General features: G+C 34.1%; 16 protein-coding genes and 1 tRNA gene. 2 read left to right on the forward strand and 15 right to left on the reverse strand.

Annotation, left to right across the window (positions count from 1 at the left end; genetic code table 11):
• Positions 1–422: 422 nt before the first annotated feature.
• From ACGH6Q_RS07870 to ACGH6Q_RS07915, 10 genes are all read right to left on the reverse strand, one after another.
• Positions 423–1,673: an integrase domain-containing protein gene (locus tag ACGH6Q_RS07870; RefSeq protein WP_065737821.1), complete on the reverse strand. Its 1,251-nt coding sequence runs from the start codon at positions 1,671–1,673 to the stop codon at positions 423–425.
• Between the two features lie 183 nt (positions 1,674–1,856).
• Positions 1,857–1,932, reverse strand: a tRNA-Ala gene (locus ACGH6Q_RS07875).
• A 125-nt stretch (positions 1,933–2,057) separates the two neighbouring features.
• On the reverse strand, positions 2,058–3,053 hold the full coding sequence (gene secF, locus ACGH6Q_RS07880; RefSeq protein WP_065590368.1) for a protein translocase subunit SecF: 996 nt from the start codon (positions 3,051–3,053) through the stop codon (positions 2,058–2,060).
• A gap of 15 nt (positions 3,054–3,068) precedes the next feature.
• On the reverse strand, positions 3,069–4,925 hold the full coding sequence (gene secD, locus ACGH6Q_RS07885; RefSeq protein WP_411592554.1) for a protein translocase subunit SecD: 1,857 nt from the start codon (positions 4,923–4,925) through the stop codon (positions 3,069–3,071).
• 68 nt (positions 4,926–4,993) lie between these two features.
• On the reverse strand, positions 4,994–5,326 hold the full coding sequence (gene yajC / locus ACGH6Q_RS07890) for a preprotein translocase subunit YajC (RefSeq protein ID WP_034912418.1): 333 nt from the start codon (positions 5,324–5,326) through the stop codon (positions 4,994–4,996).
• 186 nt (positions 5,327–5,512) lie between these two features.
• Positions 5,513–7,249, reverse strand: coding sequence for an NADH-quinone oxidoreductase subunit N (locus ACGH6Q_RS07895; RefSeq protein ID WP_296300202.1), 1,737 nt, complete (start codon positions 7,247–7,249; stop codon positions 5,513–5,515).
• A 6-nt stretch (positions 7,250–7,255) separates the two neighbouring features.
• Complete coding sequence (locus ACGH6Q_RS07900; protein WP_296210730.1) at positions 7,256–8,800, reverse strand: NuoM family protein; 1,545 nt, start codon at positions 8,798–8,800, stop codon at positions 7,256–7,258.
• Between the two features lie 17 nt (positions 8,801–8,817).
• A complete protein-coding gene (locus ACGH6Q_RS07905; protein ID WP_411592556.1) occupies positions 8,818–10,554 on the reverse strand; it encodes an NADH-quinone oxidoreductase subunit L in 1,737 nt (578 codons plus the stop codon).
• Between the two features lie 107 nt (positions 10,555–10,661).
• Positions 10,662–10,964: an NADH-quinone oxidoreductase subunit NuoK gene (gene nuoK / locus ACGH6Q_RS07910; protein ID WP_034912410.1), complete on the reverse strand. Its 303-nt coding sequence runs from the start codon at positions 10,962–10,964 to the stop codon at positions 10,662–10,664.
• A gap of 1 nt (position 10,965) precedes the next feature.
• The gene (locus ACGH6Q_RS07915; RefSeq protein ID WP_296210737.1) at positions 10,966–11,457 is read right to left on the reverse strand and encodes an NADH-quinone oxidoreductase subunit J; all 492 of its coding nucleotides are present in this window, start codon (positions 11,455–11,457) and stop codon (positions 10,966–10,968) included.
• A gap of 345 nt (positions 11,458–11,802) precedes the next feature.
• Between ACGH6Q_RS07915 and ppc the strand changes: the two genes are divergently transcribed.
• Positions 11,803–14,454 (forward strand): phosphoenolpyruvate carboxylase, encoded by a 2,652-nt coding sequence (gene ppc, locus ACGH6Q_RS07920; protein ID WP_411592557.1) that lies wholly within the window; start codon positions 11,803–11,805, stop codon positions 14,452–14,454.
• A gap of 23 nt (positions 14,455–14,477) precedes the next feature.
• Here the strand turns inward: ppc and ACGH6Q_RS07925 are convergent, their stop codons facing one another.
• The 5 genes from ACGH6Q_RS07925 to aspS all read right to left on the reverse strand — a co-directional run bounded on the left by ACGH6Q_RS07925 (position 14,478) and on the right by aspS (position 19,867).
• Complete coding sequence (locus ACGH6Q_RS07925; protein ID WP_411592558.1) at positions 14,478–15,542, reverse strand: hypothetical protein; 1,065 nt, start codon at positions 15,540–15,542, stop codon at positions 14,478–14,480.
• 121 nt (positions 15,543–15,663) lie between these two features.
• Complete coding sequence (gene ubiD, locus ACGH6Q_RS07930) at positions 15,664–17,127, reverse strand: 4-hydroxy-3-polyprenylbenzoate decarboxylase (protein WP_085165137.1); 1,464 nt, start codon at positions 17,125–17,127, stop codon at positions 15,664–15,666.
• 92 nt (positions 17,128–17,219) lie between these two features.
• The gene (locus ACGH6Q_RS07935; protein WP_296207263.1) at positions 17,220–17,636 is read right to left on the reverse strand and encodes a hypothetical protein; all 417 of its coding nucleotides are present in this window, start codon (positions 17,634–17,636) and stop codon (positions 17,220–17,222) included.
• A gap of 11 nt (positions 17,637–17,647) precedes the next feature.
• Positions 17,648–18,100, reverse strand: coding sequence for a dihydroneopterin triphosphate diphosphatase (gene nudB / locus ACGH6Q_RS07940; RefSeq protein ID WP_065590300.1), 453 nt, complete (start codon positions 18,098–18,100; stop codon positions 17,648–17,650).
• A gap of 9 nt (positions 18,101–18,109) precedes the next feature.
• Entirely contained in the window at positions 18,110–19,867 is a 1,758-nt protein-coding gene (gene aspS, locus ACGH6Q_RS07945) for an aspartate--tRNA ligase (protein ID WP_296317076.1), read from the reverse strand.
• A 285-nt stretch (positions 19,868–20,152) separates the two neighbouring features.
• Between aspS and ACGH6Q_RS07950 the strand changes: the two genes are divergently transcribed.
• A complete protein-coding gene (locus ACGH6Q_RS07950; RefSeq protein ID WP_411592559.1) occupies positions 20,153–20,698 on the forward strand; it encodes a cysteine hydrolase family protein in 546 nt (181 codons plus the stop codon).
• Positions 20,699–20,709: the final 11 nt, after the last annotated feature.

Raw genomic sequence — 20,709 nt, forward strand, 5'->3', positions numbered from 1 at the left:
GCCCTGGATCAACCTTAAAATCATCATAACTTAACATTATGATTAATAATTATTTTATTTTAATAAAAAAATAGCGCCATATAAATATATTTATATTTCAATTGGTTAACTACAGGATCAAGATTATTTTTAAATGTGTATAGTAGTGAACAGTAGTGAATACTAGTGAACACCAAAAAAATATATATAATAAGCATATAATATATTGATATATATAAATTAATATTAGGTTAGTGAATAGTAGTGAACACTTTATATTAAAAGTTTAAGATTATGGGGAGGTAAGCATAAAAACAGCCTAATGACTGGGTAAGTAAAGGGTAACATTTGAAAAAACACCCCTCAGATATGAGGAGTGGTTATTATGAAGAATTGAAGTGAATAACCCAAATATGAGGCACGGTATGAATAGCGCGATATGGTTAATGATTAACTAGCTTTAAATTGCGGTTACCTGATAGTGAGACATTTCCTTGGCTGGCTTGCTCGACAAAGTCCCCCCACCAGTCAAGCATGATTCTGCGCTGTTCTAGGTAAGTAGCACGGTTATAGGCTCGCCTGACGCTATTAGTATCAACATGGGCTAGTGCCGCTTCAATAATATTAGGGTCAAAGCCTTGCTCATTTAATATCGTGCTTGCTAAAGCTCTTAAGCCATGCGCAACAAGCTTATCTTTATATCCCATGCGCTTTATTGCCATGTTAGCAGTACTACTATTCATCGGGGTTGTATAAGGCGGTTTCATACTTGGGAATATATGCTCTCTATGCCCACTTATAGGCTTCATAATTGATAATATAGCCATAGCCTGCTTATTGAGTGTAATAGTATGCTCTCGCCTCATTTTCATTTTTTCGGCAGGAATAACCCATAAGCAATTGTCTAGATCAATCTCTTGCCATTTTGCCCCTACCGCTTCATTTGGGCGTGTCATTGTTAATAATTGCCATTCAATCAAGCAACGCGTTTGTAATTCGATTCTGGCCATAGCAAGGGATTGCATAAATTGGGGCAGCTCTTGCGCGTTTATTGTTGGCATTTGCCCTTTTATAGGGCTTTCAAAAGCATCTTTTATCTTGGCTGCTGGGTTAGCATCAATCAAGCCTATATTCACCGCATAAAACATAATTTCATTGATACGTTGGCAAAGTCTTTTAATTGTTTCTAATTTACCATTAGCTCTTAGTGGCTCCATGGCCTTAATAAATTCTTTTGCTTTTAATTTAAAGATTGATTTATCACCAATATAAGGAAATAAATGTAACTCTAACGATTCCCACGTTCTTTTTAAGGTGCTTTCAGTTAGTCCTTTGCCACTTTTAACTTTAAACCAATCAGCGGCTACCTTTTTAAAGGTGCTAGTAATTTCGTCATGCTTACGTTGTTCTTGTTCTGCTTTGTGCTCTTGAGGATCTACACCTTGCTTTATTAATTCTCGCGCTTCATCTCGTTGTTTTCGCGCTTGCTGTAGTGAAACCTCAGGATAACTACCGAAGCTAATTAATGCGCCCTTTTTGGTATATGGACGCGTATACTTAAAACGCCAGATTTTAGAATTATTCGATTTAACTAAGAGATACATACCACCGCCATCAAATAAAGAGTAATCTTTATCTCTTGGTTTGGCTGCTTTTATTTGGGTGTCTGTTAATGGATGTGTTTTCCTTGCCATAATTATTTTAGGTATACGATATATAAGTATATTGCGTCTGTATACCTAAGCATATACCTAAAAATTATGGTTGTAAATGTACCTTACTGATACTTAATGGGCAATAAAATAGACTTTAAGGCTTGTTACTACTGGGTTTGGTGTACTTTGTAGGGTTTAAAAGAATGTTACTGATTATTGAATTGGTGGAGCCAAGGGGGATCGAACCCCTGACCTCAACGCTGCCAGCGTTGCGCTCTCCCAGCTGAGCTATGGCCCCAAATGAAAAGGATAAAACTGTGGCTAATAATATGCAACTAAAAGATAAGTGTCAATTGATTTGATGTTATTTGTTTGAAAAACAGTCTAATAAAACTCTGCCAATTAATGGCAGAGTTCACATAATTAACGCAATATTGAAGGTTGATCTGCACCTTCAGCTTCAATTTTTGGTGGCATAAAGTGTTCACGTTTTACGCCTAATTTGAGTGACATATACGCAGCCACATAAATTGATGAGATTGTACCAAGCACAATACCAACGCCTAATGTTTCAGAGAAACCTTTTAACATTGAACCGCCAAAGATATACAAAATGATGACTACTGCAAGGGTTGTTCCTGATGTCATCAAAGTACGGTGCAATGTTTGTGTTAACGAGATGTTGATAACATCATAAGGCTCTGCTCGTCGAATCTTTCTAAAATTCTCACGAATTCGGTCGAAAACTACAATGGTATCATTGAGCGAATAACCAATTATCGATAACATTGCAGCAATGATAGTTAAATCTAGTTCTCGTTCAAATAACGATAGATAACCTGCGGTGATGATAACATCATGCGCTAAGGCAACAACGGCACCAGTACCAAATCGCCATTCAAAACGAAAGGCAATATAGATTAAAATACACACTAATGCGGCGCAGATTGCCAAAATACCATCTTGGGCAAGTTCAGAGCCTACTGTTGGTCCTACAAATTCAATACGTTTGATTTGAGCATCGGCATCAATATCTTTATGTATTAAATTGGAAATTTTTGTACCTAGTGCATTATCAATAGCAGATGACGTACTGCCATCTTCTTGTTTAGCTGAAGGTAATCGAATAATGATATCTTTACTGCTACCATAATATTGTACTATCGGCTCATGATAGCCAGCGTCGCGTAAACTGTTACGAAGGTCATCAAGGTTAACCACTTTTGTTACTGTGAGTTCTACTGTCGTACCGCCAGTGAAGTCTTGTCCTAGATTAAATCCTTTAACAAAAATAACCACAAACGATGCAACTACCAATAACATTGAAATAACAAAAGCAATAAAGCCAAATTTTAAAAAGTCGAGGACTCTGCGACCATGATTTAAATCTCTAACATCATGATTTTCTTTTTTATTAATAACCACAATAAACCTCTAAATTGATAACTTATTAACACGGCGTCCGCCATAAATAAGATTGGCTAATGCGCGAGTACCAACAATCGATGTAAACATTGATGTTACAATACCGATGCCTAATGTAATGGCAAAGCCTTTAATTGAGCCTGTACCAACAGCATAAAGAATAACAGCTGTAATTAATGTTGTTAGGTTGGCGTCAAAAATACTGCTCCAAGCACCAGCATACCCTTCATTAATTGCATGCTGAACACTGCGTCCATTGCTAAGTTCTTCTTTTATTCTTTCATTAATCAGTACGTTGGCATCAACAGCCATGCCAACGGTTAACACAATACCCGCAATACCTGGCATGCTTAGCGTTGCCCCAGGAAGTAAAGACATTGCACCAACAATTAAAATTAAGTTAGCAACTAACGCAAGGCTAGCAAATACGCCAAACAGACGATACATCACTAACATAAAGATGACTGAAATCGCTAAACCCCATGCGCAAGATTCTAACCCTTGAGTTATATTTTCTTGCCCCATTGATGGTCCAACAGTGCGCTCTTCAATGATTTGAATCGGAGCAATTAAAGCTCCTGCACGTAATAATAATGATAAATTTTTAGCTTCATCAATATTACCAATACCCGTTACCTGAAAACGGTCACTGAAAATACCTTGAATCGTTGCTACATTGATAACACGCTCTTGTTTTTCAAGAATTGGTTTATCGTTTTCATCACGTTTACCAGTGTCTTTGTATTCAACAAACAATGTTGCCATCGCTTTATGAAGATTTTTTTGGGTAAAATCAAACATTCTTTTACCCCCCGAGCCATCAAGAGTAATAGCAACTTCGGGTTGGCCATATTGATTAGCACGATATGAAGAATCAGTTATATGATCCCCCGTTAATACAATACGCTTATAAAGTAGTACTGGGCGACCGTTCTCCATATATTTAATTTCTGAGCCGTAAGGAACACGCATATCACCCTTTAAGATAGCTGGCAAGTTAGGAGAGCTTTCTTCATTAACTTGTCTAAATTCAAGTGTTGCTGTTGCTCCCAAAATGCGTTTAGCTAATGCTGTGTCTTGTATACCAGGTAATTCAACAACTATACGATCTGCTCCTTGGCGTTGAACAATTGGTTCAGCTACACCCAACTGATTAACACGATTTCGTAAAATTGTAGTGTTTTGTTGTACTGCATCATTTTTGGCTTGTTGTAACCGTTGCTCACTGACATTAATTACAATAGTATTATCACTTTGAGAAACAACTTTGAAATCTTGTATACTGTTGATCTTAGTGATAGCTTTATTGCGATCTTCAGTATTATCAAATTGTATTAAAATTTGCTGATTACTATCTTTACTGATCGTTTTATAATTTAGTTTGCTATTAGTAAATTCGGCTTTTATGTTTTCAATGGATTGTTCAGTGAGTTTACTTAATGCGGTTGTCATATCGACTTCCATTAAAAAGTGAACACCACCGCGTAAATCGAGACCAAGCTTCATTGGTTCAGCACCTAACACCGTAAGCCAAGTTGGTGTTGCTGGAGCTAAATTTAATGCAACGATATACTGCTCACCTAATGCTTCTGATATAATTTCTTTTGCTTTAAGCTGCGTATCGTTATCACCAAGACGAATTAAAATAGACTTATTTTCATAAACTATTGATTTTGGTTCGATATGATTATCAGTTAAAAGTTTTTTGATTTTATCTTGCGTAGCAACGTTAATTTCAGCAGTATCTGATCCTGAAATTTGTATAGCAGGATCTTCACCATAAATATTTGGAAGTGCATAAAGAAGGCCGAGGCAAATTACGACGACCAACATAATGTACTTCCACGAAGGATAACGGTTTAACACGACATATTCTCTTGTGGTATTAGGTAATTAATACAATGAACAATAATAGCGAATAAATACTATTTCTATTATAGTGATTTCATTGTCCCTTTTGGTAAGACTGATGTAATAAAGTCACGTTTGATCACAACTTCAGTCGTATCATTTAATTCTAACGCAATGTAACCATTTTCGTTAACTTTTGATACACGACCAATAAGTCCACCATTAGTTAACACTTCATCACCTTTTGAAATAGAAGCCATTAGATCACGATGAGCTTTGGCACGTTTTTGCTGAGGTCGCATAATCATAAAGTAGAAAAATAGCCCAAAAACTACTAACATGATTAGTAAAAAATAAGGATTGCTTTCAGTGGCTTGCCCATCAATAGCATAAGCATTAGAGATTAAAAAGTCCATACTGGTCCTCTTGATTAAAATAAATTTTAAAGGTCGGAATTATAACATAATAAATTAAGCTATTATTAACTATTTCTTGTCAAAAAGTTTCAGGTAACTATGCGTTCTAGTATAAAAACGAAGCATTCAATGCTACCTAGGCTGATATAATTCCGCCAATAAAACGATGTGGCAGATAAATGTTAATTAGGTGGTCAAATATTGCGCCATACTGACTAAATTAAATAGCCATTTAGGGTATATTCCACAAAGCATCGTCAGTAAAGCACATAACACAATGATTAATTCACTTATTCTAATATCAGTCCATTTTAATTTAATTGAAGATTTGCTTGATATTAGATCATCACGACAAACTGGTCTTATATAAAGGTTGATAATTAAGCGAGCATAGAAGTAAAGGCCTAATGCACTGCCAATAACAACGGCTGCGACTAGCCACCATAATTCGGCAGTTACACCTAATAACACTAATAAAAATCGCCCAACAAATCCCGCAGTTAAAGGAGTTCCTGCTAAAGATAAAAGTCCAACTCCCATGGCTAATGCTAGAATTGGCCTTCGCCAAAATAGTCCTGATAGGTCAATTTCGTTTTCATGATCTTGAAGTTCATCAGAGTGTGAATCTAAACTGATCGCACCTAAAATACAGATATTAGCTAAAATATATCCAATTAGATAAACACCAATAGTTTCTAATGCTAATACTTGATATTGCACAGCTATTAATGCCGTTAATAAATATCCAAAATGTGCTATCGATGAATAAGCTAATAGTCGCTTTAAACTACTTTGCATTAGCGCCAATAAGTTACCCCACAGAATAGAGCAAAACGCCATAATAACTAAAATAATACGAATAGTTTCATTGTTAACAATAGGTGCCAATAAAAAAAGTCTTGCGATAGCACAAAAAATTGCAACTTTTCCGACTGTTGATAACAATAAGGCGACTATTGTTGGTGCACCTTGATAAACATCTGGTAACCAAAGTTGAAATGGTACAAGAGATAATTTAAAACCGATGCCGACTAGCATTAAGCACACACCTATCAGTAATAATAGACTTGGATAAGACATTGTTGAGAGTTGATAACTTAAACCACTAAAAGTAAGTTCTCCAGTAGTTGCATAATAAAAAGCAATCCCCATTAATAAAAACACGCTGGCGATAGCAGATAAAATCATGTATTTAACTGCGGCTTCCAATGAATGAGTCTGCGTATATTGATAACCAATTAATCCAACAAATGGAATAGATAATAGTTCGATCCCAATAAAAAATGCAATTAAATGGCTTGCGTAAACAAGTGTTACACCACCTAATGCCATGAAAAGTAAAATTAAATAAAATAATCCATGATGATTCTGTTCTTGTTTAAACCAGCGATAAGCAAAACATGCAACTGAAATAGATATCATTAAAATCAAACTGGTGTAAAGTAGCCCATAGCCATCACAAGTAAAAAGAGCTGTGATATGGTGTGCTTTCCACTCGTCTGTTGACTCGTCATCAATATTCGAATTATCCCCAAAATTAGAATTAGTATCGATATTTTTATTGTCAATGCTATTATCTTCGGTATTACTATCAATATTTAGAGTTTCATCTTCATTAGATGATTCGGTCGTTTCTGTAGACACCGTATCAATTGCAATAGTTTCTTCACTCGATCGGATTTGTTCTTTAGCTGGCTCTGAAATCGATGCTGATATTTGCATATTATCACTGCTGATATCAGTAATAGCTTGAGTACTAAAAGAAATTTTGTATCCAACCATCACAGAGCAAATTAAAGCACAGGTTAATCCGCATACCGTTAAAATAGCACATCCTTTGGTACTTAGCTTAAAAGCAAATAGTAAAGATAAAAAAACGATGATGGCTAGACTTAATACAAGAATGGGTGATAAAGCTATCATAGTTTATTACTCCCCTACCCGCTCTATGGTTATGTATTGCTGTGTTTGATTCACGACAGAATAAGACATATCTAAAACCAATTGAGGATATAAACCGATAAAAATAAGTACACTTAAAATACTTGATAATAATAAAAGATCTTTCTTACTAAGCCGGCATTTTGTTGCAGCTCCTTTATCAACTACACCATAAAAAATTGGCTGTATACGTACAATAAATGAAATGGACAGTAATAATAAACCAATTACTAGTAAAATTGTATAATAGGAAAAAGCATTATAACTACCAAGCAACATCATATAATTCCCAATAAAATTAGCCGTACCAGGAATGCCTAACACTGCCAATATAAAAAACAAAGTAAAAGAAGATAAATAAGGCACTCTTTCTTTAAGCCCAACAAATTGATTTATATTTCGCGTTGAATAACATTCAACTAATAATCCACTAATTATAAACATGCCGACGATTGCCAAATTGATGGCTATCATTTGAATAACCACACCTTGATAAGCAAGAACAGAACCACTATAGATTATTGCAGTTACAAATCCCATTAAAGCAATATGAATATAAGCTATTAGCTTTTTAATATCAGTTTGGTTAAAAGCAAGCAAAGCAGCATAAACAACCGTAAGTAGTGCAAATGCTAACATTAACGGCATAATAATGATTGATGCATTAGGAAATAATGGTATAACAAAACGCAATAAGCCAAATGCAGCTGTGTTAAGTAATAATCCACTAATCATCATTGAGCCAGTTGTTGAAGATTCAATATGGGCTTCAATAAACCAACCATGAAATGGAACAAATGGTATACGAACAATAAAAGCAGCTAAAAATCCTAGCATAATTAAAAATTCAGTATAACTTGAAATTGGCGTTTTGGTTAATTCTTGATAATCAAACGTCCAATGTCCTGTTAAATTCCAGTTAATCAAAGCTAATGAAACTATCGAAATTAGCATAAGTAAACTGCTCACTTGAGTATAAATCAGGAATTTACTTGCACCATTAAAACGCAATTGCGAACTTGAATCTCGTCGTCCCCATAAGGAGATTAAAAAATAGATGGGGATTGCTACAGCTTCCCAAAAGAAAAACATTAAAAATAAGTCAGTGATTACAAATAACATCATGATTGCCGATGTCATAAATAATAGACATAAGTAAAATAGACCAAGATTGTTTAAGCTTTCTTTACTAGAATAGATAATAGTCAATAATACAATAAATAAGGTTGAGGTAATAACAACCATAGATAAACCATCTAAGACAAGATGAAAACGAATTCCTAATAGAGGGATCCATTCTAGATTAACTTCTTTTACCCAATTTCCCCCTTGATTTAATATATTTATAGCATCTATCCATAATAATATCGACATCAATAATGTAAGAAAAATAGTAATAAAAGCTACAATTATTGGTAATTTTGACCAACGCATTTGTACATTGGCTGAAACAACGCCTCTTTGTAAACATACATGGCATAACCAACCAATAAATCCGCCTATTATAGGTAAAAAAACGAGCCATAATAACATGAATGATTACACCTTTATTAAATAAAAATCAGTAGCATTAATATGAAAATACTACCTATAACCATCGAAACCATATACCACCGAATTTGCCCATTTTCTAGATCAACGGTGAACGCGTTTACTTTTTTGATTCCCCTCATTATCCAATTATCCCAAAAAGCTAGTGGATCTTTTTTCAAAAAACGGGCTAAATAGACATAAGGTTTAACAAATAAAGTATGCAATAAATAATCATAATGCCAATCACTATTACATAAACGTAAAAGGAATTTAACCATTGGCGTATTTAGAATTTCTTGTACTTCGCTATTTGGATGAGCATATAAAATATAAGCAATCAAAAAACTCAATCCAGTCACAGCTACTAGAAGTAGTTGAAAAGGTAACTGCCCATTAGTATCTAACTCAGCTATCGGAATAATACCTTGAGTTGGTAATGGGAAATAGATAAATAAAGCTGTAGTAAATATTAATAAGATGAAAATTGGTAAATAACTTAACCACTTGGTTTTAGTAAAATCATACTGTTTTTGTTTACGATAAAAAACCATTGAAATTAAGCGCCAAATACCTAAACTAGAAAGTAAAATACCAAACAAACCAATGGTTCCTAATATCAATTTATCTTGAGTCATTAAACCCAATATGATATCGCCTTTAATATAAAATGATGATGAAACCCAAGGCATAGCACTAAGTGATAGCATGATTAACAAAAATATCGCATATAACATCGGAAACGTTTTAATTAAACCACCTAATTTACTGATATCTCGTTCACCTTGACATTTCTTAATTAAAATAGATGAAGCTAAAATTAGCAATGTGCTTGTTACGACATAATTAATTAAGCAATTAAGAGATAAACTCCAACTTTTTGTTGAAAAAGCATAAAATAAATAGCTAATTTGCGTTAAATTAATATATGTAACAATTCGTTTAATATCATACTGCACTAATGCAATGGTGCTAGCAAATAATATAGTCAATGATGAAATCATTGCTATAATAGCAAGAACATCGCTAGACATCATAAACAAATCACTAAGTCTTAATACTAAATACACTCCAGCCAAAATCACTGTTGAAGATTGCAATAAAGCCATCGCTGGCATCGGAGCTAATGTTGTTTCAGCAAACCATGAATGCATAGGAAATAGTGCAGACTTACTCATTGCACCAAGGAATAACATTAGAGTAATCCAAAATACGATATCTGAATCGATAGCCAAATTATCATGTGCTTGCATCAAAACATCACGAATATTTAATGTTTCTAAAGTTTGATATAATAAAAATATGCCAATAATTAAAAAGATATCAGTTAAATGCATGATGATAAACGCTTTGACCGCAGCATAACCATTACGCGCCTGTTTATAGTAAATACCGATAAGTAAGTAAGTACTTATACTTACACCTTCCCAGCCAATTAACATAACAAATAGGTTATCAACTAATACGATGGTTAATAGGCTAGCAATTAACAAATTACTGTAAGCGTAGAAAGTATAAATATCCTTTTTTAGAGTTAAATAGCAAGCCGCAAAAAAGTAGATCAACAAACCAAAAAATGCGATTAAAGCTAAAAAGGTTAATGATAGGCCATCCAAAGTTAAAGAAATTGGTACGGTAAAATCACTAACAGAAAACCAATTCCATAATAGTCGAGTATAAACTAAGGTCATATCAGGTACTGTATTTGAACTAAAATCGATACAAGAAAATACAGTAATTAATGCTATTATCAGCATAGTAGTAATACCAATAATTATTACATTAATTGATCTGATATGTCTTCCCAAGCTCACCAATACTAAAAAAGAAAATAAGGGAACAATAATAGTTAAATAAAGTAAATTCATCCTTTCATTTCACTCAATGAGTCAATATTAAATGTTTTTCGACGGTAAAATAGTTTTATCATCAATGCAAGACCGACACAAACTTCGGCTAAGGCAGTTATTACTGCTAATATAGCAAGTACTTGCCCATCAGATTGTTGCCAATAGCTACTTGCTGCAAACAACGCAACTATAACCCCATTATTCATAATGATAAGGCTAAGTAATAAAAAATAGAAATGGCGTCGAATCATTATTCCTAACAAACCAATCACAAATAAAATAGAAGCAAGAATAAGACTATGTATGAGTGGAATCATATTATTTCTCCAACATAAGCCGATGCATAAAATGATAAGCAATCACAACTGCGCCCAATAGTAAAAACAGTGCCAATTCAGCTATCAAAATGTATGCATATTTAGACATTTCATGCATTAATTCATGAGACTCTTTCAGTTCTGAATAGTCAGTACTTACTACACTATAAATTAGGGCGACTAATAATACAAATGCTAAGACAAGTGGACCTAACCAGATTTTAGGACTAATTCCTTGCTTGTGGTTTTCAACATTATCATCTTTAATTTTCAAAATTGAAGCGACAAGTAAAAAAATAGTTACCGATCCACCAATAAACAGTAAAATATATAAAATAGCTGAATAATATGTATTAAGTAGAATAAATATTAATGCTGAAGCAAAAAGTGAAATAACAAGATATAAAATTGCTTTATCAACACGTAAACTACTAATTACTTTTATACTAGCAACGACAGCAATAATCGACGCGATATAAAAAACAGCAATCATTAAATAATCCAATGTGTATTCATAATATAGCTAGTATATACCCAAATGATATCAAGATACAGTTTACCACTGTATTCATAAAAAATAATCCTGTTAAATAAGTTTTCTAATGAATATTTCTAATATCGAATAAACATTCGAAGTCTAATTTTTCATGATAGATATAATTAAAACAACTAAAACAAATAAAAACCATAAAATTTTATTATTTAAATTCAAAATCAAATTGTAATAAAGTATAACTTATGCACATTAATCAACATTATACCTATCCCATTAAATTGTCATTTTGATTCATACAGCTTAAAGGTGCTTAGGCATAATAAAATCGAAGACGAGAAAATCATGAATAACCAATACTCATCAATGAGAAGTAATGTCAATATGTTAGGTACTTTACTAGGGAACGCAATCAAACGTGCTACCGGTAATGAAACATTTGATTTAGTTGAAATGGTAAGACAATTATCAAAATCAGCTCAACAAGGAGATACTCAAGCTCATAATGAGTTACTTAAATTAATAGAAAACCTTAATGATGACGATTTATTACACGTTGCACGGGCATTCAATCAGTTTTTGAATTTGGTCAATACAGCCGCTGAGTATTATGGTATTTCACCCCATGGGGAAGCTTCTAGTAGTCCTAAAAAAATGACCGAATTATTTAGCACACTAAAAAACCTTAATTTTTCAAATCAAACTATTACAAAAGCAATTAATGATTTGTCAATTGAATTAGTGTTAACCGCACATCCGACCGAAATTAATCGCCGAACGATGATTAATACTTATACTGCTATAAATAACTGTCTATCACAACTTGACCATGATGATTTAGCTGACTACGAAATTGAGCGTATTATGCGACGTTTGAAGCAGTTAGTTTGTCAGGCTTGGTATACTGACGAAATACGTAAAAAACGACCTACTCCAATTGATGAAGCAAAATGGGGATTCTCAGTCATTGAAGATAGTCTATGGAATGGGGTACCTCTATTCTTACGTGAACTTAATGATCAGTTAGTTGATGCGTTTGATGAACAATTATCCGTTGATAATGTCCCTATTAAATTTACCTCATGGATGGGGGGTGATCGTGATGGTAACCCAAATGTCACAGCAAAAGTAACTGAAAAAGTCATGTTACAAGCCAGATTAAAGGCAATTGAGTTATTTTTAGCAGATATTCAAATACTTGTTCGTGAACTTTCAATGACGGAATGCAGTAATTCGGTCATTGAACTGTTAGATGAAAAAAACAAAAACGTTTCAGAGCCATATCGAGCTGTAATGAAGCAGTTACGAACACGTTTAATCAAAACTCACAACTATATTGAAGCTTTATTGAATAATGAACCTATATTAGCGCCTTGCGATATTTTGATTAAAAATGAGCAGTTGTGGAATCCGCTTTATGTATGTTATGAATCGTTAATTGACAATGGAATGTCAACAATTGCTCATGGACCATTGTTAGATACACTGCGTCGTATAAAAAGCTTTGGGTTACAATTAGTCAGATTAGATATCCGTCAAGACAGTTCAGTACATACAGAAGCGCTCGACGCATTAACCAAAGAACTTAACTTAGGTAGCTATGCTCAATGGTCTGAAGAAGAAAAACAAGCATTTTTATTAACCGAGTTAAAATCAAATCGACCGTTATTACCTTACAGTTGGCAACCAGATCAAATGGTTCAAGAAGTATTAGACACTTGTCGTGTAATAAAAAAAGCGGGCGAAGAATCAATTGCTTCTTATGTAATTTCAATGGCTAAAGCACCTTCTGATATTTTAGCGGTTTATCTATTATTAAAAATCGTTGACTGCCAAAAATTCATTCCCATAGTACCGTTATTTGAAACTCTAGAAGACTTAAATAATGCTAAATCAGTCATGCAAAAACTATTGGATATCCCTTGGTATTACAATAAAATTCAAGGTAAACAGATGGTAATGATAGGTTATTCTGATTCGGCTAAAGATGCTGGCACTCTTGCCGCGTCTTGGGCACAATATCGGTCACAAGAGGAATTAGTTAACTTATTTGAAAAATATAATATTAATTTGGTGTTATTCCATGGACGAGGAGGATCAATTGGTCGAGGGGGCGCACCAGCTCATGCCGCACTACTTTCGCAACCACCAGGATCATTAAAAGGAGGACTTAGAGTTACTGAACAAGGAGAAATGATCCGCTTTAAACTCGGCCTGCCAGAGGTTGCTCTCAGTAGTCTTATGCTTTATACCTCAGCTATTTTACAAGCCAACTTATTACCACCTCCAGAACCTAAACAGGAATGGCGCAGTATCATGGACGAAATGTCAGAAATTTCATGTAATTGTTATCGTAGTTATGTACGAGAACGTTCTGAATTTGTTGATTATTTTAGAGCAGTAACACCAGAGGTTGAATTAGCCAGATTACCACTAGGCTCAAGGCCACAAAAGCGCCGAATAGGTGGAGGGATTGAAAGTTTACGAGCTATTCCTTGGATTTTTGCTTGGACACAAAACCGTTTAATGGTGCCATCTTGGCTCGGTGCAGGTAGTGCACTAAGAGCTATTATTGGAGAAGGCAGACAAAACATTCTTAAAGAGATGTACCACAATTGGCCTTTCTTTAATGCCCGATTAGGTATGCTTGAAATGGTTTACGCAAAATCTGCGCCAAATATTCACCAATATTACGAACAACGTTTAGTCGATCCTGCATTATGGCCATTAGGTGAAGAATTAAGAAATTTGCTAACCCAAGATATCAATACAGTATTAACTATCACTGATGATATTAGTTTAATGGCTGATTTACCTTGGATAGCACAGTCGGTAGCATTACGTAATACTTACATTGAACCATTAAACTTATTACAAGTAGAGTTACTAAGTCGCTCACGAAAAAACAACGATAATGATAATGAAAACATCATAGTTGAACAAGGACTAATGATTACCATCTCAGGAATCGCAGCGGGTATGAGAAACTCTGGATAAATTAAAAAAGGCTAATGCCTTTTTTAATTTTCTGGTAATAATTGTTCTAAATAAGCTTTAGCGTCTTGATCTCCTTGCTCACTAGCTTTAGTAAACCAATAAATAGCACGCTCTTGATCTTTATCCGTACCTTCACCTTCTAGATATTTAACACCTAAATTATATTGAGCATCAACACTGCCCTGCTCTGCAGCTTTTAGATACCATTCAACGGCTTTTTCCTCGTCTTTAGGCACTCCTCCACCTACATCATACATCACACCAATATTATATTGAGCATCAGCGTTACCAGCTTCAGCGGCTTTAGTGAACCAATATGCCGCTTGCGTATTGTCCGGTTTAGTTCCTGTACCTGTTACATACATAATTGCTAAATTGTACATCGCTAATACATGGCCATGCTCTGCCGCTTGTGTATAAAAATAGCTAGCTGCCACATAATCTTGGGTTAAACCATCGCCATTTTCAGACATTAACCCCAAATAATATTGTGCTTCTGGAATATTATCTTTAGCTGCTTTACTAAACCAATCAGCTGCCGTCATGCGATCTTCTTTTACGCCATCACCAAAAAAATACATAATACCAAGATTTAGATAAGCGTCATAAATACCTTCATCACCAGCCTTTGTAAAATAATCAATCGCAGTCGGTATGTTTTTTTCTACTCCATTGCCTTCTTTATACATTAAAGCTAAATTATATTTAGCTAATGCATAATTTTGATCTGCCGCTAATTTAAAATATTTAAATGCTTCATTTAAATCAGGTTCAGTACCTAAACCACTTTGGTACATAAATGCTAAATTATTTTGTGCTTTGGCAAGCCCTTGTTCAGCCGCTTTTTTATACCAGAAAAAAGCTCGAACATCACTAACCTCAACACCTAATCCTTGTTTATAAATATTTCCTAATGAGTACTGAGCTTCTGAGTTCCCTTTTTCTGCAGACAAACGTAAAGAAGGGAGCAATGAATCTGACGCTTTAAGCTTTAATTGAGTATCATCTGATTGCGTCTTATAATTTGTAGCCATTGCACTATAAGAAATAGATAACAATAGTACTAACAATATTTGAATTTTTTTCATATTTTTTAATTATTATAGCAATTTTAATAATTATACATAAATGCAATATAAGGGAATAGTTTTTGTTTAATTCTTATTTGGGCTATTTTATTTATACAATTAATATTGATTAAAGATAATTCTATAAACCTAACTCATCCCAAATTTCGTCAATATGGGCAATGACTTTTGGATCTTTCTTAATTATCTTTCCCCATTCACGATTTGTTTCACCTGTCCATTTATTGGTAGCATCTAAACCCATTTTAGAGCCTAATCCTGATACAGGTGAAGCAAAGTCCAAATAATCGATCGGTGTATTATCAATAAAAGTCGTATCCCGATGAGGATCCATACGTGTCGAAATAGCCCACATTACATCTTTCCAGTCACGTGCATTAATATCATCATCACAGACAATTACAAATTTGGTATACATAAATTGCCTTAAATACGACCAAACTCCCATCATAACTCGTTTAGCATGACCTGGATATTGCTTTTTAATAGTAACAATCGCAATACGGTATGAACATCCTTCTGGCGGTAAATAAAAATCAACAATTTCAGGAAACTGCTTTTGTAAAATTGGAATAAAAACTTCATTCAAAGCAAGTCCCATGATTGCGGGTTCATCTGGTGGTCTACCTGTATAAGTTGAGTGATAAATCGCATCTTTCCGGCGAGTTAAGTGCGTTACGGTAAATACGGAAAATTGCTCAACTTCATTATAATAACCTGTGTGATCACCATACGGACCTTCTGATGCTAACTCATTAGGATCAATATAACCTTCAAGAATTATCTCTGCACTAGCTGGAACTTCTAAATCATTCGATAACGATTTGACTACCTCTGTTCGGCTACCACGTAATAATCCAGAAAAAGCATATTCAGGTAGAGTATCTGGCACTGGTGTCACTGCACCTAAAATGGTGGCTGGATCAGCTCCAATAGCAATACTAACTGGAAATCTTTCGTTTGGGTGTGCTTGTTGCCATTCGGCAAAATCAAGTGCACCACCACGATGTGACAGCCAACGCATGATCAATTTATTTTTTCCTAAAAGTTGCAAGCGATAAATGCCCACATTTTGTCGATCTTTATAAGGACCTTTAGTAATAGTTAGTCCCCAAGATAACAGAGGTGCTACATCTTCGGGCCAGCAATGCATAATAGGTAAACGAGTCAAATCCACCTCATCATCCTTAAAAATCACCTCTTGGCATGGTGCTGAAGAACGATGTTTGACTGGCATATTTAGTACTTGTTTATACTTAGGTAACACATTAAAAAATTGCCGTATGCCCTTAGGCGGTTCGGGTTCACGTAAAAATGCCAATAACTCACCAATTTCACGCAAAGCTGAAGTATCTTCACGCCCCATTCCCATTGCAACACGTTTAGCGGTGCCAAACAAATTACATAAAACAGGCATATCATAACCAATCGGATTTTCGAATAATAAAGCAGGGCCTCCATTACGTAAAACACGATCAGCAATTTCGGTCATTTCGAGATAAGGATTAACAGGAAAAGTAATTTTTTTTAATTCACCTTGTTGTTCAAGATAATCTAAAAAATCTCTAAAATTTGAAAAATTCATTTATTACTACTCCCTGTTACTTAATAGTCTTGAGTTAACCAAATCCTAAAATCATTTTTAATACTTAATACTAATGTAGCTTTGATATTTAACTAATCTGCATCAAAGTTTTCACTATATATAGGTACTTGTTTATTTTGATTACACTCAACAATTTTAGGTAATAAGGCATCAAATTGTTTTTTATCGATTTCAATAAATTTATCTTGATCAACTTGATAAAATAAAAATTGTTCAGATTGATCATCAAATAGAAACGAGGCTATCCAGTCATTTCGATCATCACTATTTTCATTAGCAAATATCTGAATAACACTATTTTCACGTTTTTCAGGTTGATCATGTAATTTATAATCAATTATCTTCTCTGATATTTTAACGTCATACTCATCGAAAATAATATAATCATTTTGATTAGGTTGGCACTTTTTTATATTTATATCGGCATTACAAGTTTGTACAAAAAAACATAAGCAGGACAACGCAACGGCATATAGGCTTAATTTCATTTTCAAACCTCTTAATTAGATTTAATCAAATTGTGAATATTACCAATAGCTTTACTGTTATTTGGAGATAAAGTAAGATTGATTGCTTCATCAATTGTTAACCATTGATAATCTAAATGCTCAGTAAGTACTGGTATTATCTCATTAATAATAGGCAGATAAAACCAATGTTCTTTATTTAGCTTAACTTCTGGTGCATATTTATGTCTAAATTGCGGGAAAATCTCAAATTCAACGGAATACTTTGCATCAATTAACTCAAGATTTTGCCCTATAATATCAATGCCTGTTTCTTCAAAAACCTCACGAATTGCTGTTTCTCGTGGTAGCTCATTATTTTCCATACTACCTGTTACTGATTGCCAAAAACAAGGGTCGTCTTGGCGCTGTAACATAAGGCAACGGTTTGTTGTCTGGCAGAAAATCACCACCAGAACAGATTCAGGTTTTTTGAATTTTCGCATCAAATATCACTATTTTTTACTTACTTCAATACCAAGTTCAGTCAATGCTGCAATATTGGCTGGGCTTGGAGCATCAGTAAGTAAACAAGTTGCTGCTGTAGTTTTAGGAAACGCTATCACATCGCGAATATTATCCGTTCCAGTTAATAACATACTTAATCGATCTAATCCAAATGCCAATCCTGCATGAGGAGGTGTACCATATTTTAATGCATCAAGTAAAAAGCCAAATTTCTCACGTTGATCATGTTCATTAATACCTAAAATTGAAAAGACGGCTTGTTGCATTTCGCTACGGTGAATACGAACCGATCCACCACCAACCTCATAACCATTGATTACCATATCATAAGCATTTGCAACAGCATTTTCAGGATTATTCAGAAGTTCTTCTGGTGTATAATCTTTTGGTGACGTAAATGGATGATGCATAGCACTTAAACCTTCATCTGTTTCTTCAAACATCGGGAAATCAATAACCCAAAGTACCGCCCATTTACTTTCATCGGTTAAACCTAAATCTTTACCAACTTTTAAACGTAATGCCCCTAACGCATCACTCACTACTTTATAGCTATCGGCACCAAATAATAAAATATCACCATCTTTAGCATTGGCACGATTAAGCAGTGCTTCCATTTGCAATTCATTAAAGAATTTAGCAACTGGGCTTTGTACACCTTCTAACCCTTTGCAACGTTCATTAACTTTAATCCAAGCCATACCTTTTGCGCCGTAAACTGAAATGAATTGCGTATATTCATCAAGTTGTTTACGTGTTAATTGTGCACCGTTTGGAATACAAAGCAATGCAACGCGTCCTTTCGGATCGTTAGCTGGTGTTGAAAACACTTTAAAATCAACATCTTTAACCAAATCAGCCACATCAATAATTTCAAGCGGATTACGCAGATCAGGCTTATCACTTCCAAAGCGACGCATCGCTTCAGCAAAAGTCATAATAGGAAACTTACCTAAATCCACATTTTTAACATGTAACCAAAGCTCACGAATCATCTTCTCCATAACATCACGCACTTGCTCTGCTGTCATAAATGAAGTTTCAACATCGATTTGCGTAAACTCAGGTTGACGATCGGCTCTTAAATCTTCATCACGAAAACATTTTACAATTTGATAATAACGGTCGAATCCTGACATCATTAGCAATTGTTTAAATAATTGTGGCGATTGTGGCAGCGCATAAAACTCACCTTTATGGATTCGACTTGGAACCAAGTAATCTCTTGCGCCCTCTGGAGTTGCTTTGGTTAACATTGGCGTTTCGATATCTAAAAAACCATGTTCGTTCATAAACGAACGAACAAATGCGGTAATTTTAGCTCGCGTTTTAAAGATCGTTGCCATTTCAGGGCGACGCAAGTCAATATAACGATATTTTAGACGTTGCTCTTCACTGTTGTTTTGATTGAAATCAAGAGGCAATACATCGCTACGGTTAAATATTTTCAATTCAGTTGCCAAAATTTCAACCTCTCCGGTTGCCATATCTTTATTGATTTGACCTTCCGGACGAGCTCTTACTTTGCCTTTAATTTGGATACAAAATTCATTACGAAGTTCACCAGCAAGTTGATATGCTTGTTGATAATCAGGATCAAAAAAAACTTGTACAATACCTTCACGATCACGCATATCGATAAAAATCATACCGCCTAAGTCTCGGCGTTTATTGACCCAACCACATAATGTTACTTCTTGATTAATATAACTTGCATTGAGTTGTCCGCAATAAATTGTTCTCATTAAAATATCCTGTGTACTATTAGCAATAATGATAATTATTATAGAGCAATTTATCAGGGTATAAAGACCATGATTTAAAATAATTTTCATTTAATTTATTTATAGTTAGTTTTTAATAATAAATTTACTTTATAAAAGTTTTTATAAAATAAATTAAATTCAAAAAGATACCAATTAGATCTTAATTTTATAAAAAACATAATCAAATTACTTATTGAAAATAACTTGTCATATCAAATATTTATTAATAAGCTTTAATATTATTTAATAGCCTATTTACTTGATATGAAAGCGTTAATTTCAATTGATTATACAAATGATTTTGTTGCTGATAATGGAGCTTTAACTACAGGCCTAGCTGGTCAAAAAATTGAAGCGGAAATGCTAAACTTAGCAGAATCATTTATAAAAAATAATAATTTTATCGTTTTTGCTATCGATTCTCATGACCCTTCTGATAGATTTCACCCTGAATATTCTCTTTTTCCGCCTCATAATATAATTGGTACTTTAGGACAACAATTATTTGGTAGTTTAAATAACCTTTATCAAAAATATAAAAATACTAATCATATCTATTGGATAAATAAGCGCCACTATTCAGCTTTTTGTGGGACAGATCTTGATTTACGATTACGCGAAAGATGCATCAGTGAAATCCATTTGACAGGAGTTTGTACTGATATTTGCATATTGCACACAGCAGTAGATGCCTATAATTTAGGGTATAAAATATTTATTCATAAAAAGGCAGTAGCCAGCTTTGATCCAATCGGTCATCAATGGGCTTTAAATCATTTTAAAAATACATTAGGGGCAACGATACTTTAAAAATATTTTAA

The sequence above is a fragment of the Gilliamella sp. BG2 genome, assembly GCF_046635645.1.
Lineage (GTDB): Bacteria > Pseudomonadota > Gammaproteobacteria > Enterobacterales > Orbaceae > Gilliamella > Gilliamella bombi.

What these genes read in the sequence shown, in the direction of transcription:
- ACGH6Q_RS07870 (WP_065737821.1), bottom strand. Translation starts at nt 1,673, where the DNA reads ATGGCAAGGAAAACACATCCATTAACAGACACCCAAATAAAAGCAGCC.
- yajC (WP_034912418.1), bottom strand. Translation starts at nt 5,326, where the DNA reads ATGGACTTTTTAATCTCTAATGCTTATGCTATTGATGGGCAAGCCACT.
- ACGH6Q_RS07895 (WP_296300202.1), bottom strand. Translation starts at nt 7,249, where the DNA reads ATGATAGCTTTATCACCCATTCTTGTATTAAGTCTAGCCATCATCGTT.
- ACGH6Q_RS07900 (WP_296210730.1), bottom strand. Translation starts at nt 8,800, where the DNA reads ATGTTATTATGGCTCGTTTTTTTACCTATAATAGGCGGATTTATTGGT.
- ACGH6Q_RS07905 (WP_411592556.1), bottom strand. Translation starts at nt 10,554, where the DNA reads ATGCTGATAATAGCATTAATTACTGTATTTTCTTGTATCGATTTTAGT.
- nuoK (WP_034912410.1), bottom strand. Translation starts at nt 10,964, where the DNA reads ATGATTCCACTCATACATAGTCTTATTCTTGCTTCTATTTTATTTGTG.
- ACGH6Q_RS07915 (WP_296210737.1), bottom strand. Translation starts at nt 11,457, where the DNA reads ATGATTGCTGTTTTTTATATCGCGTCGATTATTGCTGTCGTTGCTAGT.
- ppc (WP_411592557.1), top strand. Translation starts at nt 11,803, where the DNA reads ATGAATAACCAATACTCATCAATGAGAAGTAATGTCAATATGTTAGGT.
- ACGH6Q_RS07925 (WP_411592558.1), bottom strand. Translation starts at nt 15,542, where the DNA reads ATGAAAAAAATTCAAATATTGTTAGTACTATTGTTATCTATTTCTTAT.
- ubiD (WP_085165137.1), bottom strand. Translation starts at nt 17,127, where the DNA reads ATGAATTTTTCAAATTTTAGAGATTTTTTAGATTATCTTGAACAACAA.
- ACGH6Q_RS07935 (WP_296207263.1), bottom strand. Translation starts at nt 17,636, where the DNA reads ATGAAATTAAGCCTATATGCCGTTGCGTTGTCCTGCTTATGTTTTTTT.
- nudB (WP_065590300.1), bottom strand. Translation starts at nt 18,100, where the DNA reads ATGCGAAAATTCAAAAAACCTGAATCTGTTCTGGTGGTGATTTTCTGC.
- aspS (WP_296317076.1), bottom strand. Translation starts at nt 19,867, where the DNA reads ATGAGAACAATTTATTGCGGACAACTCAATGCAAGTTATATTAATCAA.
- ACGH6Q_RS07950 (WP_411592559.1), top strand. Translation starts at nt 20,153, where the DNA reads ATGAAAGCGTTAATTTCAATTGATTATACAAATGATTTTGTTGCTGAT.